This window comes from Streptomyces sp. NBC_01166, from assembly GCF_045039765.1.
GTDB lineage: Bacteria > Actinomycetota > Actinomycetes > Streptomycetales > Streptomycetaceae > Streptomyces.
Map to the genome: position 1 here is coordinate 3,637,151 of NZ_CP108613.1, position 16,061 is coordinate 3,653,211.

General features: G+C 71.3%; 15 protein-coding genes and 1 tRNA gene. 3 read left to right on the forward strand and 13 right to left on the reverse strand.

The features are described from left to right. Window positions 1-52 precede the first annotated feature (52 nt). Entirely contained in the window at window positions 53-3,439 is a 3,387-nt protein-coding gene (locus tag OG379_RS16625) for a S41 family peptidase (RefSeq protein ID WP_405663515.1), read from the forward strand. 220 nt (window positions 3,440-3,659) lie between these two features. Here the strand turns inward: OG379_RS16625 and OG379_RS16630 are convergent, their stop codons facing one another. The 4 genes from OG379_RS16630 to OG379_RS16645 form a co-directional block, all read right to left on the reverse strand. After that, window positions 3,660-3,869 (reverse strand): hypothetical protein, encoded by a 210-nt coding sequence (locus OG379_RS16630; protein WP_405663517.1) that lies wholly within the window; start codon window positions 3,867-3,869, stop codon window positions 3,660-3,662. Between the two features lie 86 nt (window positions 3,870-3,955). Further along, complete coding sequence (locus OG379_RS16635; protein WP_405663519.1) at window positions 3,956-4,840, reverse strand: SDR family oxidoreductase; 885 nt, start codon at window positions 4,838-4,840, stop codon at window positions 3,956-3,958. After that, window positions 4,837-5,793 (reverse strand): alpha/beta fold hydrolase, encoded by a 957-nt coding sequence (locus OG379_RS16640; RefSeq protein WP_405663522.1) that lies wholly within the window; start codon window positions 5,791-5,793, stop codon window positions 4,837-4,839. Before OG379_RS16640 ends, OG379_RS16635 begins: the two co-directional genes overlap by 4 nt. Further along, window positions 5,790-7,310 (reverse strand): flavin-containing monooxygenase, encoded by a 1,521-nt coding sequence (locus tag OG379_RS16645; protein WP_405663525.1) that lies wholly within the window; start codon window positions 7,308-7,310, stop codon window positions 5,790-5,792. Before OG379_RS16645 ends, OG379_RS16640 begins: the two co-directional genes overlap by 4 nt. A 169-nt stretch (window positions 7,311-7,479) precedes the next feature. On the opposite strand from OG379_RS16645, the gene OG379_RS16650 reads away from it, so the two are divergent. Next, complete coding sequence (locus OG379_RS16650) at window positions 7,480-8,112, forward strand: MerR family transcriptional regulator (protein ID WP_405668535.1); 633 nt, start codon at window positions 7,480-7,482, stop codon at window positions 8,110-8,112. 100 nt (window positions 8,113-8,212) lie between these two features. Here the strand turns inward: OG379_RS16650 and OG379_RS16655 are convergent, their stop codons facing one another. After that, window positions 8,213-9,028 carry an exodeoxyribonuclease III gene (locus OG379_RS16655; protein ID WP_405663527.1) on the reverse strand — a complete coding sequence of 272 codons (816 nt, stop codon included), beginning with the start codon at window positions 9,026-9,028 and terminating at the stop codon, window positions 8,213-8,215. A 50-nt stretch (window positions 9,029-9,078) separates the two neighbouring features. On the opposite strand from OG379_RS16655, the gene OG379_RS16660 reads away from it, so the two are divergent. Beyond that, a complete protein-coding gene (locus tag OG379_RS16660) occupies window positions 9,079-9,567 on the forward strand; it encodes a GNAT family N-acetyltransferase (RefSeq protein ID WP_405663529.1) in 489 nt (162 codons plus the stop codon). On the opposite strand, the gene OG379_RS16665 is transcribed toward OG379_RS16660, so the two are convergent. From OG379_RS16665 to galU, 8 genes are all read right to left on the reverse strand, one after another. Beyond that, a complete protein-coding gene (locus OG379_RS16665; protein WP_405663531.1) occupies window positions 9,564-10,349 on the reverse strand; it encodes an SAM-dependent methyltransferase in 786 nt (261 codons plus the stop codon). The genes OG379_RS16660 and OG379_RS16665 overlap by 4 nt on opposite strands. Before the next feature lie 245 nt (window positions 10,350-10,594). Beyond that, window positions 10,595-10,668, reverse strand: a tRNA-Ala gene (locus tag OG379_RS16670). Window positions 10,669-10,755: 87 nt separating this feature from the next. Beyond that, on the reverse strand, window positions 10,756-11,907 hold the full coding sequence (gene glpR, locus OG379_RS16675; RefSeq protein ID WP_405663533.1) for a gephyrin-like molybdotransferase receptor GlpR: 1,152 nt from the start codon (window positions 11,905-11,907) through the stop codon (window positions 10,756-10,758). Between the two features lie 124 nt (window positions 11,908-12,031). Continuing rightward, window positions 12,032-12,661, reverse strand: coding sequence for a GNAT family N-acetyltransferase (locus tag OG379_RS16680; protein ID WP_405663536.1), 630 nt, complete (start codon window positions 12,659-12,661; stop codon window positions 12,032-12,034). Window positions 12,662-12,678: 17 nt separating this feature from the next. Beyond that, entirely contained in the window at window positions 12,679-13,203 is a 525-nt protein-coding gene (locus OG379_RS16685; RefSeq protein WP_405663538.1) for a molybdenum cofactor biosynthesis protein B, read from the reverse strand. Continuing rightward, window positions 13,200-13,700 (reverse strand): cyclic pyranopterin monophosphate synthase MoaC, encoded by a 501-nt coding sequence (moaC, locus tag OG379_RS16690; protein ID WP_362927882.1) that lies wholly within the window; start codon window positions 13,698-13,700, stop codon window positions 13,200-13,202. The genes OG379_RS16685 and moaC overlap by 4 nt, the downstream gene beginning before the upstream one ends. Window positions 13,701-13,824: 124 nt before the next feature. After that, entirely contained in the window at window positions 13,825-15,135 is a 1,311-nt protein-coding gene (gene glp, locus OG379_RS16695; protein ID WP_405663541.1) for a gephyrin-like molybdotransferase Glp, read from the reverse strand. 4 nt (window positions 15,136-15,139) lie between these two features. Beyond that, complete coding sequence (gene galU, locus OG379_RS16700) at window positions 15,140-16,042, reverse strand: UTP--glucose-1-phosphate uridylyltransferase GalU (protein ID WP_405663543.1); 903 nt, start codon at window positions 16,040-16,042, stop codon at window positions 15,140-15,142. Window positions 16,043-16,061: the final 19 nt, after the last annotated feature.

The following is a 16,061-nucleotide window of genomic DNA, read 5'->3' on the forward strand; positions in this document are numbered from 1 at the left end:
GTGTCCTGCACCACAAGTTGCCGCGGGCCCTCCGCACCGAAAGCATTGGAGGGTGAGTGACGACGTCGCGTATCTCCGTTTCCCGCACCTCCACGAGGACTTGCTCTGCTTCGCGGCGGAGGACGACCTCTGGGTCGCTCCTCTCGCGCCGCCGGGGCAGCGGCCCGGCCGGGCGTGGCGGCTGACTGTCGACCGGACCAGGGTCAGTCATCCGCGCTTCTCGCCCGACGGGGGCCGTATCGCCTACACGACCTGGCGCACGCTCGATCCAGAGATCCACCTCGCCCCCGTCGACGGCGGGCCCGCCCGCAGACTCACCTACTGGGGGTCGACCGACGCCCGGGTCTGCGGCTGGAGCCCCGATCCGGGCGACTCGTCCCAGATCCTCGCCGTGTCCTCGCACAACCAGCCGTTCTCGTACTTCTCATGGGCGTACAGCGTCCCCACCGACGGCAGCCCCGGCGGCAAGCTCCCCTGGGGACCCGTCTCCGACATCGCGGTCGCCGACATCGACGGTGAGCGCCGCACCCTGCTGCTCACCGGGAAGCCGCCGCACGAGCCGGCGGCCTGGAAGCGGTACCGGGGCGGTGCCATGGGCAGGCTGTGGCTCCACGGCGAGCGGTTGCTGCCGGACATCGGCGGGCACCTGGACGCGCCGATGTTCGTCGGGCGCAGGATCGCCTTCCTCTCCGACCACGAGGGCGTCGGCAATCTGTACTCCTGCCTGATGGACGGCAGCGACCTGCGCCGGCACACGGACCACGACGCGTTCTACGCCCGGCACGCCTCCAGCGACGGCAGCAGGGTCGTCTACCAGTGCGCCGGCGATCTGTGGCTGGTCGAGGATCTGGAGTCGCCGGACGCGGTACCGCGGAAGCTGGAGGTGCGGCTCGGAGGCCCCCGCACGGGCCGGCGTACGTACCAGGTGCCGGCGTCCAGCCATGTCGACTCGCTGACCGTCGACGAGACGGGCCGGGCCAGCGCCGTCTCCGTGCGCGGCAGCCTCTACTGGCTCACCCACCGTGACGGCCCCGCCCGTACGATCGCCGACACCCCGGGGGTCAGGGTCCGGCTGCCGGAGATGCTCGGCAGCAGCGGCCAGGTCGCGTACGTCACGGACGCGGAAGGGGAGGACGCGGTCGAGATCGCCTACCTCCCCCGGGCCAGCGGCGACCGTCCGCCCCGCAGGCTGGCCGCCGGGCGGCTGGGCAGGGTCCACGAGCTGATCTCCGACCCGGAGGGTGAACGGCTGGCCATCGCGTCGAACGACGGCAGGCTGCTGCTGCTGGACACGGCGGAGGAGGCGGAGGCCGGGGCCGTCGAAGTCGTCGAGGTCATCGAGGACCTCGAGAGCGGGCGGGTCGAAGGCAGCATCGTGGAGGCCGGGAACACCGGGGCGGGGGGCTCCGGGGCGGAGGTCACCGAGCTCATCCGGTCCGTGAACGGCCCCGTCCGCGATCTGGCGTTCTCCCCCGACGGACACTGGCTGACCTGGTCGCACCCCGGTGTCGGACGGTCGCTGCGGCAGATCAAGCTCGCCCGGATCACCGGCCCGGACGCCCCGGTGATAGTCGATGTCACCAACGGCCGCTTCGAGGACGAGAACCCCGTCTTCACGGGCGACGGCCGCTATCTCGCCTTCCTCTCCTGGCGCGGATTCGACCCGGTGTACGACGTCCACACCGGCGACCTCTCCTTCCCGCTGGGCTGCCGCCCGTATCTGGTCCCCCTCACCTCGGCCACCCCCTCCCCCTTCGCCCTGCTCCCGGACGGCAGGCCCGCGGCGGGCGGCCTGGACCCGGTGGACATCCCCGAGGGCCCGGTCGAGGGGCCGACGGTCATGGTGGAGTTCGAGGGGCTGGAGAACAGGGTGACCCCGTTCCCCGTCTCCGCGTCGAAGTACTCGGGCCTCCAGCCGGTCAGCGGCGGCGGCCTCGTCTGGCTGCGCTGGCCGATCTCCGGCGCCCTGGGCGAGACCTTCGCGAACCCGGCCGACATGTCGGGCCGTCCCACACTGGAACACTTCAACATCGCCAAGGCCCGCAAGACAGAACTGGTCGGCCATCTCGACTGGTTCGCGGTCAGCGGGGACGCGACGCGGCTGGTCGTCATGGACGACGGCGAGCTGCGCGCCGTGCCGTCCAACGAGCCCGGCGACAACGACACGACGGTCTTCCTCGACCTGCGCCGCATCCTGCACGACGTCGACCCGGCGGCCGAATGGCGCCAGGCGTACGGGGAGGCGGGGCGCATCACCCGGGCCTACTTCTGGGAACCGGACATGTGCGGCATCGACTGGGACGGCGTCCTGGAGCAGTACCGGCCGCTGGTCGAACGGGTCGCCTCCCCCGACGAGTTCGCCGACCTGCTGCGCGAGGTCCTGGGCGAGCTCGGCACCTCCCACGCGTACGTCTCGCCCGCCCGCCGCAACGAGGGCCCCCCGCACTACCAGCGGGCGATCGGGCTGCTGGGCGCCAACCTCGTGTGCCGGGACGGCGACTGGACGGTGCAGCGGATCCTGCCCGGCGACTCCTCCGACTCCAAGGCCCGCTCACCACTGGCCGGTACGGGGATCCGGGAGGGCGCCGTCCTCACCCATGTCGACGGCCGGCCGGTCGACCCGGTGGCGGGGCCGTACCCGCTGCTGACGGCTGCGGGCGGCACCACGGTGGAGCTGACGTTCCGCCCGGCCGGGGGCGAGTGCGGCGGCCGGTCCCGGCGCATCGCGATCGTCCCCCTGGTCGACGAGCGTCCGCTGCGCTACCAGGACTGGGTGGCCAAACGCCGTGAGGTCGTACGGGAGTTGAGCCACGGCAAGTGCGGGTATCTGCACATCCCCGACATGGGCGGCTCCGGCTGGGCCCAGTTCAACCGCGACCTACGGCTCGAGGTGGCGCGCCCGGCACTGATCGTGGACGTACGGGGCAACGCGGGCGGACACATCAGCGAGCTGGTCGTCGAGAAGCTCACCCGCACCATCCTGGGCTGGGACCTGACCCGCAACGCCCAGGCGGTCAGTTACGCGTCCAACGCGCCCCGGGGGCCGGTCGTCGCCCTCGCCGACGAGGCCACCTCCTCCGACGGGGACATGATCACGGCCGCGTTCCGGCTGCTGAAGACGGGGCCCGTGGTGGGCCAGCGCACCTGGGGCGGCGTGGTCGGGATGACCGGCCGGCACAAGCTCGGCGACGGCACCGTGATCACGGTGCCGATGAACGCGGCATGGTTCGACACGTACGGCTGGTCCGTCGAGAACCACGGCGTCGAGCCCGACCTGGAGGCCCTGCGCACCCCGCTGGACTGGGCGGAGGGCCGCCACGCGGTGCTGGACGACGCGGTCAGGGTCGCCCTGGACCTCCTGGCCGCCCACCCGGCGGCCACACCCCCCACCTACGACACGGCCCCGAACCTACGCAGGCCCCCACTGCCGCCGAGGTGACCAGCCCCAACCCGAGCCCAGCGGGGCACGATCAAGCCCCTTGGGGGTCCCCCGGACGAAGTCTGGGGGAGTTTGACGAGCGGGGTCCGGGGCAGAGCCCCGAAGCCCCGCTCCGCGCGCAACCCGCACCGCACGGCGCACCCGCACCGCGCACGCGGAAGGGGCGTACCCGGCACCCGGGTACGCCCCAACAGACCGCGGACGCTAGACGCGTCGGCCGTCAGCGCTCAGAACGCTCACGCGTCCGGTCCGCCGCGTCCTGCGCCCGGTCACGGGCGCCGGGCCGACGGCCCTGCGCCTGCTCCGAGGCACGGTCCTGGCGGCCCGAGGAACGCTCACGCGCCTCGTCCCGCTTGCCGCCGGCCTTCTGCTGCTTGGCCTGGTCGGCGAGCTCCTGCGCCTTGTCCTTGAACTGGTCTGCGATGCCCATGCTGTTCACTCCTATGTGGGTGCGTGGGGTCGGCCCCGGTGGGACCTCGATCAGACTTACACACCCGGACATTCACCGCATTTCGATCATCCGCGCTGCACTCGCGCCTTCCGGTCGGCCTCGCCTCCGGCCCCCACGAGCCCCTTGCTGACACCGTCCAGCCGGGACCCGAAGCGCTTCATCTCGCGCTGTCCGACAGTCCCTATCACTGCCGGGAGGTACCCCCGGATCGACTGCATCCCCCGCAGCCACCACTGGGCGTACACATGCGCGGAGCGCCGTTCGATCCCGGCCACGATCCGGTCGACCGCCGGGCCGAGGGGGTACGTGCGGTTCGTCGGCCACGGCAGCCGCTGCCTCAACTCCCGCATGACGTCGTCCTCGTCGGCGCCACGCACCATGTCCGTGTCGGTCCAGGACAGGTAGCCGACCCCGACCTTCACACCCCGGTAGCCGACCTCGCCTCGCAGGCAGTGCGCGAACGCCTCCACGCCCGACTTGGACGCGCAGTACGCGCTCATCATCGGCGCCGGGGTGATCGCCGCCAGCGACGCTATCTGGAGGAAGTAGCCACGGCTCTCGATGAGCACCGGCAGGAACGCCCGTGCCGTCACCGCGCCGCCTATCAGGTTCACCTCGATGACCCTTCGCCACGCCTCCGGGTCGGAGTCCACGAGCGGACCTCCGGTGGCGACGCCCGCGTTGGCGACGACGACGTCGATCTTCCCGAAGCGCGCCTTGACCTCTTCGGCGACCCGGCCCATCGCCTCATGGTCGGTGACGTCCGCGTGCCAGTGGTCGCTCGGGGAGTGCAGCCGCTCCGAGACCTTCTTCAGCTCGTCCGGCTCCAGGCCGACGAGCGCCAGCGTGGCGCCACGCGCCGACAGCTTGCGGGCCAGCAACTCACCCACGCCCCGCGCCGCACCGGTGACGACGACGACCTGTCCTTCGAGACTCCGCCTGCCGCTCATGCGACCTCCTCCTCGCTCACGGCTTCCGCCGTACTGCCCGCACCGTCCACAGTGACGTACAAGGCCACCAGCTCGCGTAGCTTCGCCGTGACCGCCTCCGGTGCCTCGACAGGCGTCATGTGGCCCATGCCCGCCAGTTCGGTGAGCCCGAGGCTCTGCGGCAGCGCCGCCTCGATGGCCCTCGCGTGCACGGGCGGCGTCAGCCGGTCCTCCGTGCCCGCGATCACCGCGGTCGGGAGCCGCAGTTCCCGTAGACGCGCCTCGAGGTCGAGCTCCGCGAGCACGTGCCCCCAGGCGACGCGTGCCCCGCGAGGACACGCATGGACGATCCTGGCACAGGCTTCCACCCGTTCCGGGGCAGAACCACGCCCCATCGTGGCGTACTTGAGGATCGCCTTCGACACCGCGTTGACCGGACCGAGCGGCGCGCGCGCACCTAGGACCGCCGCGGTCATCCGGGTGCGGAGGGCACCGGCCCGCAGCGGGAGCACCAGCGACTCCGCCGTGAGGCGCGAGCTTCCGGTGCTGCACAGCAGCACGGCCGCCCCGTGGTCCCGTACGGCGGCGCGGCCGGCCGCCGCCATCAGAGTCATCCCGCCCATGGAGTGTCCGCCGAGCACGGCCTTCTGCCCCGGCGCGAGCGTGGCCTTCAGCACCGCCTCCAGGTCGTCGGCCAGCGCCCTCGTGCTGTACCCGCCGGGGCCGGGGGCGGGCGTACGCCCATGACCCCGCTGGTCGTAGACGACGACCCTGTGGTCCACCGCGAGGTCCCGCACCTGGGCGTCCCAGAAGCGGGTGTTGCAGGTCCAGCCGTGGGCCAGGACCACGGCTGGGGCGCCCTCGGGTCCGTGCAGTTCGACGTGGATGCGCGAGCCGTCGGCGGAGACGACGCTCGGTTCGCGTACGGCCACGGGTATGAGCGGGGTCTCCGCCCGCTGGGTCAGCCTGCTCATCGTGCGGCCTCCTCGGTCACGGCCTGCGCCGCGGAGTGGATGACGGGGGGACGGATGACGTCGTACTCGCCCAGGTCGACCGAGCGGGTGGCCCGCCGGAAATCGGCCGTGGTGCCCGGCCAGACCGTGGTGTTGCGCCCGTTGGCGTCGAGGTACCAGCTGGTGCAGCCGCCGGTGTTCCAGACGGTCCGCTTCATCCGTTCCTGGACCCGGTGGTTCCAGGCGCCCACGGCGGCGGGCCGCGCGTCGAGTGCGACGCGCCCGCCCAGGACGTCCAGCTGGCGCATGAAGTCGGCCATGTAGTTCAGCTGGGACTCGATCATGAGGATCATCGAGGAGTTCCCGAGCCCCGTGTTGGGGCCGATGATCGTCATCCAGTTCGGGAAGCCGGCGGCGGTCGCACCCCGCAGCGCCTGCATCTCGTCCTTCCAGGACTCGGCGAGGGTGATGCCGTCGGCGCCGACGACCCGGGTCGCGATCGGCATGTCCGTCACGTGGAAGCCGGTGCCGAGGATGATCACGTCGGCCTCGGTCTCCGTGCCGTCCGACCCGACCAGCGTGGAGCCCCGCACCTCGGAGAGGCCGGAGTCGACCACGTCCACATTCGGCTGCGCGAGCGCCGGGTAGTAGGCGTTGGAGAGCAGGATGCGCTTGCAGCCGATGCGGTACGAGGGGGTCAGCTTGGCCCGCAGCGCGGGGTCCTTGATGGCCCGCGCCATGTTCGACTTGGCTATCGTCTCGACCAGCCCGAGCTGGTTGGGGTGCTTGGTGAAGGCGCCCACCTGCAACTCCCGGATGCCCCACAGGAGTCCGCGCCGCGCGGTGGCCGTGAAGGGGAGCGCCCGGTGCAGCCACTTCTCGGCGCCGCTGATGGCACGGTCCATGCGGGGCATGACCCAGGGCGGCGTCCGCTGGAAGAGGGTGAGCCGGCCGGCCTTCGGCTGGATCTCCGGAACGATCTGGATCGCGGAGGCGCCGGTGCCGACCACGGCGACGCGCTTGCCGCTCAGGTCGTAGTCGTGGTCCCACTGCGCGGAGTGGAAGACCTTGCCGGGGAATTCGGCGAGCCCCGGTATGTCCGGCAGCTTCGGGTCGGAGAGCGGGCCGGTGGCGGACACGACGGCTTCGGCCGTGATCGTGGCGCCGTTCGCCGTCTCGATCACCCAGTGCAGCTCGTCGTTGTCCCAGCGCATGACCGTGACTTCGTGGTTCAGCCTGATGTGGGGGCGCAGCCCGAAGGTGTCGGCCACGTGCTCCAGGTAGGCGCGGATGTGCTGCTGCCCGGAGAAGGTGCGCGGCCAGTCGGGGTTGGGCGCGAACGAGAACGAGTACAGGTGGGACGGGACGTCGCAGGCGCAGCCCGGGTAGCTGTTGTCCCGCCAGGTGCCGCCGACGGCACCGGCGCGTTCGAGGACCAGGAAGTCGGTGATGCCTTCGCGGCGGAGCCGGACCGCGGCTCCGAGGCCCCCGAATCCGGATCCGATCACCGCCACTCGTACGTGCTCGTGCTGGGCCATGCTGCCGCCTCCCCGCGGTACGTGACACGACTCTGCCAGCAATCACTGGCATTGTTGGGAGAGTAGGGCAGCTCCGTACCGATGGGTAGGGGTCGGACCGAGGAAAGTTACCGGCGGTACAACATAGGGTGCGGGTGTGGCTGAAGGACGCGAGCACCGCGAGTACCGCATGGAGGAGCTGGCCAAGGAGGCCGGCATCCCCGTGCGCACCCTGCGCTTCTACCGGGAGCGCGGCCTGATCCAGCCACCTCGCCGCGAAGGCCGCATCGCCTGGTACGACGACCACCACCTGGCCCGGCTGCGTACCATCACGGGCCTGCTGGAGCGGGGCCACACCCTCAACGGCATCGCCGACCTCGCCAGCACCTTCGACAGCGGCCGCGATGTCGCCGAGGTGCTGGGCCTGGGCGAGCCGACCGAGGAGACCCCGGTCCGGCTCACGCCCGAGCAGCTCGCCGACTACTTCCAGGACCAGGCCACGGCGGAGAACCTCGCCGCCGCCATGGAGCTGGGCTATCTCGGCATCGACGGCGACGAGATCGTCCACATCAGCCGCCGGCTGCTGGAGGCGTCCTCCGAACTGGTGCGGGCCGGGGTCCCGCTCGACGCCGTGCTCACCGCGGGCCGCCAGGTCCGCGAGCACGCCGACGCCCTCGCCGACCTCTTCGTACGCGTCCTGCGCACCCACACCGCGCAGACCGAGCCGGAGCAACTGCGGACGCTCGCCCAGGCGGTGGTGGACGCCGAGCTGTCGATGGCCCTGGACCGGCGACTGCGCGAGGACGACCAGCAGCACCCGTAGCCGACGGCCACCGACCCGAGGGCGAGCAGCGCTCGTAGCCGACGACTGCCGACCCAAGGGCGGTCAGCCCCCGTAGCCGACGCCACCGACCCGAGGGCGATCAGCGCTCGTACGTGACCGTCACCGGTGCGTGGTCGCTCCACCGCTCGCCGTGCGTGGCGGCGCGCTCCACCCACGCCTTCGCCGCACGCCCGGCGAGGCCGGGAGTGGCCACCTGGTAGTCGATGCGCCAGCCGGCGTCGTTGTCGAAAGCCCTGCCCCGGTAGGACCACCAGGAATACGGGCCCTCCTCCTCCGGGTGCAGCGCGCGGACCACATCGACGTACGCCGCCTCGTCGAACACCCGGGTCAGCCACTCCCGTTCCTCGGGGAGGAAGCCGGAGTTCTTCTTGTTGGCCTTCCAGTTCTTGAGGTCGGCCTCACGGTGGGCGATGTTCCAGTCGCCGCACACGACCACCTCGCGCCCCTCCGCCGCCGCCCGCACCTTCAGGCCCTGGAGATAGGGGAGGAAGGCCGCCATGAAGCGCTCCTTCTCCTCCTGCCTCTCCGTGCCGACCTCGCCGGAGGGCAGGTAGAGGCTGGCGACCGTCACGCCCGGCAGGTCCACCTCGATGTAGCGGCCGGAGGTGTCGAACTCCTCACACCCCGGCACCTCGAACCCACCGAACCCGGTCTGGACGCGCTCCGGCGCGTGCCGGGTATAGACGGCGACCCCCGCACGCCCCTTGGCCGCGGCCGGGGCGAACACGACGTGCCAACCCTCGGGCTCACGCACCTCTTCAGGGAGCTGCTGCGCTTCGGCGCGGACTTCCTGGAGGCAGATCACATCGGCCTCGGTCTGCCCCAACCACTCGACGAAGCCCTTCTTCGCGGCGGCACGGAGCCCGTTCACGTTCACGGTGGTAACAGTCAGCATCCAGGTACAGTACCTACACATAGTGGATGCATACATGTACTATGGCGCGCATGAATATCCACCCTCGGCCCTTCGACCACCCCGACGCCGTGAAACTCAACGACCAGGTGCAGCTCGAATACGCCGCGCGCTACGGCGACGAGGGCGACATCACACCGCTCGACGCCACCATGTTCGACCCGCCTCGCGGACTGTATCTGCTCGCCTACGACGAGCAGGACCGTCCTGTGGCCACCGGCGGCTGGCGCAGCCAGGAGCGGAACGACGAGGGCTACTCCGACGGCGACGCCGAGATCAAGCGGATGTTCGTCATCCCCGAGGGCCGCGGCCGGGGTCTCGCCCGCCGCCTCCTCGCCGCCCTGGAGGACGACGCCCGCGCCGCCGGCCGCACGCGCATGGTCCTGGAGACCGGCGACCAGCAGCCCGAGGCCATCGCGCTGTACACCTCCAGCGGCTACACGCTCTGCGAGAAGTTCGGGCACTACCGCACGTACGACAGCAGCATCTGCATGGCCAAGCCGCTGCGGCAGCCCTCCTAGGGGACCCGCGCCACCCCCACGTAGAACCCGCTCCGCTCGTACGCCGGCGCGGGCTCATCCTGGTACCACTCGGGAGCCGTGACCAGCCCCGGCTCGACGAGCTCCAGCCCCTCGAAGAACGGCTCGACCTCCGCGCGTGAACGCATGCGCAGCGCGATCGCGCCCTTCCTGTACGCGGACTCCGTCTCCTGCCTGAGCTCAGGATGCTGATCGGCGGTCCCGTGCGACAGCACGAGGAAGCTCCCCGGAGGCAGCGCCGCGACCAGCGTGCGGGTGATGCCGTACGGATCCTGCTCGTCGGGCAGGAAGTGCATCAGCGCGATGAGGGACAGCGCGACGGGCTTCCCGAAGTCGAGCGACCGCGCCGCCTGTTCGAGAATCGCCTCCGGCTGCCGCACATCCCCGTGGATGTAGTCGGTCGCGCCCTCGGGATGGCTCACCAGCAGCGCTTCCGCGTGACGCAGCACGATGGGGTCGTTGTCCGCGTAGACGACCCTGGCACTCGGGGTGACGGCCTGGACGATCTGATGGAGGTTCGGCGAGGTGGGGATGCCGGTCCCGATGTCCAGGAACTGACCGACGCCCTGCCGGGCCAGCCAGGCGGAGGCACGGTGCATGAAAGCCCGGTTCCGCGCCGCGTTCGCCCGCGCCTCGGCGGGCAGCTTCTCCGCGACCTCCTGGTCGACCGGGTAGTTGTCCTTCCCACCCAGCAGCCAGTCGTAGACCCGTGCCGGATGCGGCTTGCTGGTGTCGATACGGGAGCTGGGTATACCGGCTGTCACAGTGCGCCCTCCTACGGAACCACGAACAGGCACCCCCGCACCTGACCCGCGCAGCCCTCAACAGCGGTCACCGGAAGGGCGGGTGAGCGAGGAAGGCCCAGGCTACCGGGTGGTCGGCCGGGCGAGCGCCGCCCCGGCCGGGCCGGGCGCACCGGCCCGTCGCTCCGGGCAGCCCTCATGAACGCCACCGGGAAACGACGAGATCCCGCCCGATCTTGCGATCGGACGGGATCTCGTGTGTGCGGTGGACCTGTGGGGATTTGAACCCCAGACCCCCTCGATGCGAACGAGGTGCGCTACCAGACTGCGCCACAGGCCCTTGCAACGAGTGAAACTCTAGCACCCTCATCGGGGTGCTCGGAAATCCGTATCCCGGCAGGTCACCGAGTCGGGTTCCCAGCCGGGCTCACTCGTTGGCCGCGCGCGGCCGGTCCTCGTCGTCGTACTGGTCGAAGAGGGGCGTACGGCCGCGGTCACGGGTGCGCTTGGCCGGGTTGCCGCGGCGGCGGGGGGCCGGTTCGGCGTCGGGTGTGGCGGACTCCTGCGTGCCCGTCCGGGTCGGCTCCGCCGGGCTGGAGCGGGCCGCGCTCCAGGTCTCCGGGTCGCCGACCTCGACGCCGCCCGTGGCACGCGGGGCGACCGGGGCGGTGACGTAGGTCGGCAGCGGGACCGGCACCGGCTCCCAGCTGTCGCCCTGGGCGGGTCCGCGTTCGCGCTGCTGGTCGACCCACTCGGCGTGGTCCGTCTGCTCGACGAGGGCGCGGCGGCCCGCCTCCTGGGGGGAGACCGTGGGGACGGGGACGGCCGCTTCGGGCTCCTCGTCGGGCTCGGCGGGAGCCGAGGACGCGGGCTGGTGTCTGCGGGGCCGGTTCTCGCGCAGCCGCTGCGCGGCCACCTCGGCCCGGCGCCGGTCCATGGTGAAGACGAAACGACGGCGCTCCTGGGCCCGCAGATGCACGATGTACGAGCTCAGCAGCACGGCCGGAACGGCCGGCGCCCACAGGAAGCGGAGTCCGCCCACCGCCGCGACGACCGCGCCGAGCGTGAACGCCATGAACAGGATCGTGGTGGTACGCCGACGGCGCGCCAGGACCTGCGAGCGCCGTCGGCGCTCGCGCTCGGTCTCGGCGCCGGAAGGCCGCCGCCCCTCCCGCCGGACGGACTCCGGACGGGAGGCCCGGTCCTGCGGGCGCTCCTGGTCCGGCCTGCCGGGGGCCGGGAGGCGCAACCGCGCTTCCGTATGTGCCGGGGGCGCGGAAAAGGCCCGGACGTCGACGGACTCCAATCGGTCCGTGACGGCATCCGGGTCCACGTCGCCAGGCGCCTCCTCGGCATTCCGCTCCCGCAGCTCCTTGGCGTAACGGCGCTCCATGGCCGCCCGTCCGGACAGCAGCCGGATGGCGGTGCTGAAGCGTTCCGTCGGACGGGCTTCATTGAGCTCGTCCTGCCTGCGGAGCCACATCGGCACCAAGTAGGCGGCCCATGCACCGACGATGACTGCGTAGATGAGGCCGCTGCTGCTCACGCTCACACCGTAGAGGGGTTTGGACGGCGGCATCCGCCAATTGGCCCGGTGTGTCGCACGATCCGGCTGATATGACGGACTTTTTTTGCGATTGTTCGGCTCAACAGTCGCCGAAAGTGAGGTTCATTACCGTCAGAGAGCGATCAAATTCGAACACTTATTTTATTTCCCCGGGTGTGCGCGGCGTCCCCGGAGTACCCGGCCGCATCCTGCGCCAACGCCGCAGCAGCCCGTCGGGCACTTCCTCGGCGGTGAGGGCGAAGATCAGATGATCCCGCCACGCACCGTCGATGTGCAGATATCGTGGACGTAGTCCTTCCGCACGGAATCCGAGTTTCTCCACGACCCTTCGACTGGGGGCGTTCTCGGGCCGAATGCATACCTCGATCCGGTGCAGCCCGACCGTACGGAAACAGTGGTCGACGGCGAGAGCCACCGCGGTCGGCATCACACCGCGGCCCGCCACCTCCTGGTCGACCCAGTAGCCGACATGGCCCGAGCACATCGAGCCCCAGGTGATGCCCGCCACCGTCAACTGCCCGACGAGACGCCCCTCGTACTCGATGGCGAAGGGCAGCATGCGCCCGGCGTTCGCCTCGGCACGCAGGTGGCGGATCATCTGCCGGTAGGTGGGGCGCTGGGCCACCGGGCCGCCGGGGGCGGGCGGCGGGACGGTCGCCTCCCAGGGGCGCAGCCAGTCGCGGTTACGGCGGTTGACCTCGCGCCACATGCTCTGGTCACGCAGCTTTATCGGGCGGAGGGTGACGGCGCCGTCGGTCAGGATCACCGGCCAGGTCCGGACGTTCAGCTCGGGCTCCCCGGTCGGGGGTGATCGCCGCCGCGCAGCTGGTCGACGGCGTGCACCAGGAGCCTGCTCAGGACCGCGAGCCCGTCGCGTACACCACCGGTCGAGCCCGGCAGGTTCACGACGAGGGTGCGGTCAGCGACGCCTGCGAGGCCGCGGGAGAGTGCGGCGGTGGGGACCTTGTCGCGACCCTCGGCTCGGATCGCCTCGGCGATGCCCGGGATCTCACGGTCCAGGACGCTGCGGGTGGCCTCGGGCGTGCGGTCGGTGGGCGAGATGCCCGTACCGCCGGTGGTGACGATCACGTCGTAGCCCGCGGCCGCTCCGGCCCGGAGGGCCGCTTCCACCGGATCTCCGTCGGGCACGACCTGGGGGCCGTCGACCGCGAACCCGAGACCGGTGAGGGCCTCGGCGATGACGGGGCCGCCCTTGTCGGCGTAGACGCCGGCGGAGGCACGGTTGGAGGCGGTCACGACGAGGGCGCGGTATCCGCCGGTGGCAGGGTCGCTGCCGGGCGCGGTCATACGTCCGCCCCCTCCGGTGCGGGGCGCCGGTAGTCGCCGGACTTGCCGCCCGATTTCGCCTCGACCCGGACGTCCGTGATCACCGCGCTCTTGTCGACCGCCTTGATCATGTCGATCACCGTGAGCGCGGCGACCGACACGGCGGTCAGGGCCTCCATCTCGACGCCCGTGCGGTCCGTGGTCTTCACGGTGGCCAGGATCTCCACCGCGTCGTCGGCGACGCTCAGGTCGACCTTCACACCGGAGACGGCGAGCGGGTGGCAGAGCGGGATCAGGTCCGGGGTGCGCTTGGCCCCCATGATCCCGGCGATGCGCGCGGTGGCGAGCGCGTCGCCCTTGGGGACGCCTTCGCCCCTGAGGAGTTCGACGACACGCGGTGACACGAGGACCCGGCCGCTCGCCCGGGCGACACGTGCCGTGACGTCCTTCTCCGACACGTCGACCATGCGGGCGGCGCCCGCCTCGTCGATGTGCGTCAGCCTGTTCTGCGTACTCAACTCACTCCGCCTAGCGGTAGGGCGCCGGTTGCCCGCCCGTCCGCACCGTGGCGCGGACCGAGGGGCCGGGGGGCTTCCCCCGGTAAGGCACAGCGCCAGATACGGTACCGCCACCGCGCCGAAGTCAGCGGAGGAGGATCACCTCGACCTCCGTGCCGGGCTCGGCGGAGGTGACGTCCTCGGGCAGCACGATCAGCGCGTCCGCCTGGGCGAGGGCGGCGATCAGATGCGATCCGGGCCCACCGACCGGAGTCACGGTGCCCGCCTCGGCGTCGTAGGTCCCGCGCAGGAACTGGCGTTTGCCGGACGGCGAGGCGAGGGCCTCGTCGGTGCTGAGCGTGGCCCGCACCTTCGGGCGGTGGACGTCGTCGAGGCCCATCAGCGTCAGGATCGCGGGCCGGACGAACAGCTCGAAGGAGACGTACGAGGAGACCGGGTTGCCGGGCAGCGCCAGCAGCGGCGTGTGGTCGGGGCCGATCGAGCCGAAGCCCTGCGGCTTGCCCGGCTGCATGGCGAGCTTGCGGAAGTCGATGCCCCCGCCGGGCTCGTCCTCGTCGCCCACGGAGGACAGGGCCTCCTTGACCACGTCGTACGCACCGACACTCACACCGCCCGTGGTGACGACGATGTCGGCTCGGATCAACTGGTCCTCGATCGTGGCCCGCAGCGTCTCGGCGTCGTCGGCGACCGCCGGCACACGGTAGGCGATGGCGCCCGCGTCCCGGGCCGCGGCGGTCAGCGCGAAGCTGTTGGAGTCGTAGATCCGGCCGCCGGTCAGCTCCTCGCCCGGCTGCGCCAGCTCGCTGCCGGTGGACAGCACGACGACGCGCGGACGGGGCCGCACCCGCACCGTCGAGCGGCCGATCGCGGCGAGCAGCCCGATCTGCGGCGGCCCGACGACCGAACCCGCGCGCAGTGCCAGGTCGCCCGGCTGTACGTCGCTGCCCTTGGCCCGGACATGGGCGCGCGGCTTGACGGGACGGTGGACGCGGACCTCACCGCTCGCCCCCTCCGGGGCGTCGCTGTGGGCGCGCATGGCGGAGGCGGGGCCGCCGCCCGTGCCGCCGTCGGTCCACTCGACCGGGACGACCGCCTCGGCCCCCGCGGGCAGCGGAGCGCCGGTCATGATGCGGGCGGCCTCGCCGGGGCCGACGGACCGGCCGTCGGCCAGGCCGCCGTCGCCGGCGGCCACGTCGCCGATCACGGTCAGGACGGCGGGGAACTCCTCGCTGGCGCCCTCGACATCGGAGATCCGGACGGCGTATCCGTCCATCGAGCTGTTGTCGAAGGGCGGCAGGGCGACCTCCACCACGACGTCCTCGACCAGGACGCAGCCCTGGGCGTCCGGCAGTTGCAGCTCGATGGGTTCGAGCGGCTTCACCGCGGCGAGGATGTCGTCCAAGTGCTCGTCCACCGACCAGTTCGTGCTGCTCAAGCTGTTACAACTCCTCGTCGACGTAACTGCGCAGCCAGGTCCGGAAGTCCGGGCCCAGGTCTTCACGTTCGCACGCCAGTCTGACAATGGCACGCAGATAGTCACCGCGGTCGCCGGTGTCGTAGCGGCGGCCCTTGAAGACGACACCGTGCACCGGGCCGCCGATCTTCTCGTCCTCGGCCAGCAGCTGGAGGGCGTCCGTGAGCTGGATCTCGCCGCCGCGGCCGGGCTCGGTCCGGCGCAGTATGTCGAAGACCGCGGGGTCCAGGACGTAGCGGCCGATGACGGCGAGATTGCTGGGCGCCTCGGCCGGGTCGGGCTTCTCCACGAGCCCGGTGACCCGGACGACGTCGCTGTCGTTGGTCACCTCGGTGGCCGCGCAGCCGTACATGTGGATCTGCGAGGGGTCGACCTCCATCAGGGCGACGACACTGCCGCCCACGCGCTCCTGGATCTCGACCATCCTGGCGAGGAGAGGGTCGCGCGGGTCGATGAGGTCGTCGCCGAGAAGCACGGCGAACGGCTGGTCGCCGACGTGAGGGGCGGCGCAGAGGACGGCGTGGCCGAGGCCGCGGGGGTCACCCTGGCGCACGTAGTGCATGGTGGCCAGGTCGCTGGACTCCTGGACCTTGGAGAGCCGTTCGGCGTCTCCCTTGCGGGTCAGCGCGGACTCCAGCTCGTAGTTCCGGTCGAAGTGGTCCTCCAGGGGACGCTTGTTGCGACCGGTGATCATCAGTACGTCGGAGAGGCCTGCGGCGACAGCCTCCTCGACGACATACTGGATGGCGGGCTTGTCGACGACAGGCAGCATCTCTTTGGGAGTGGCCTTGGTGGCCGGCAGGAACCGGGTGCCGAGACCTGCAGCTGGGATGACAGCTTTGCTGATCCTGGGGTGCGACTGAGTCATGCCCAGAACTGTAACCGGT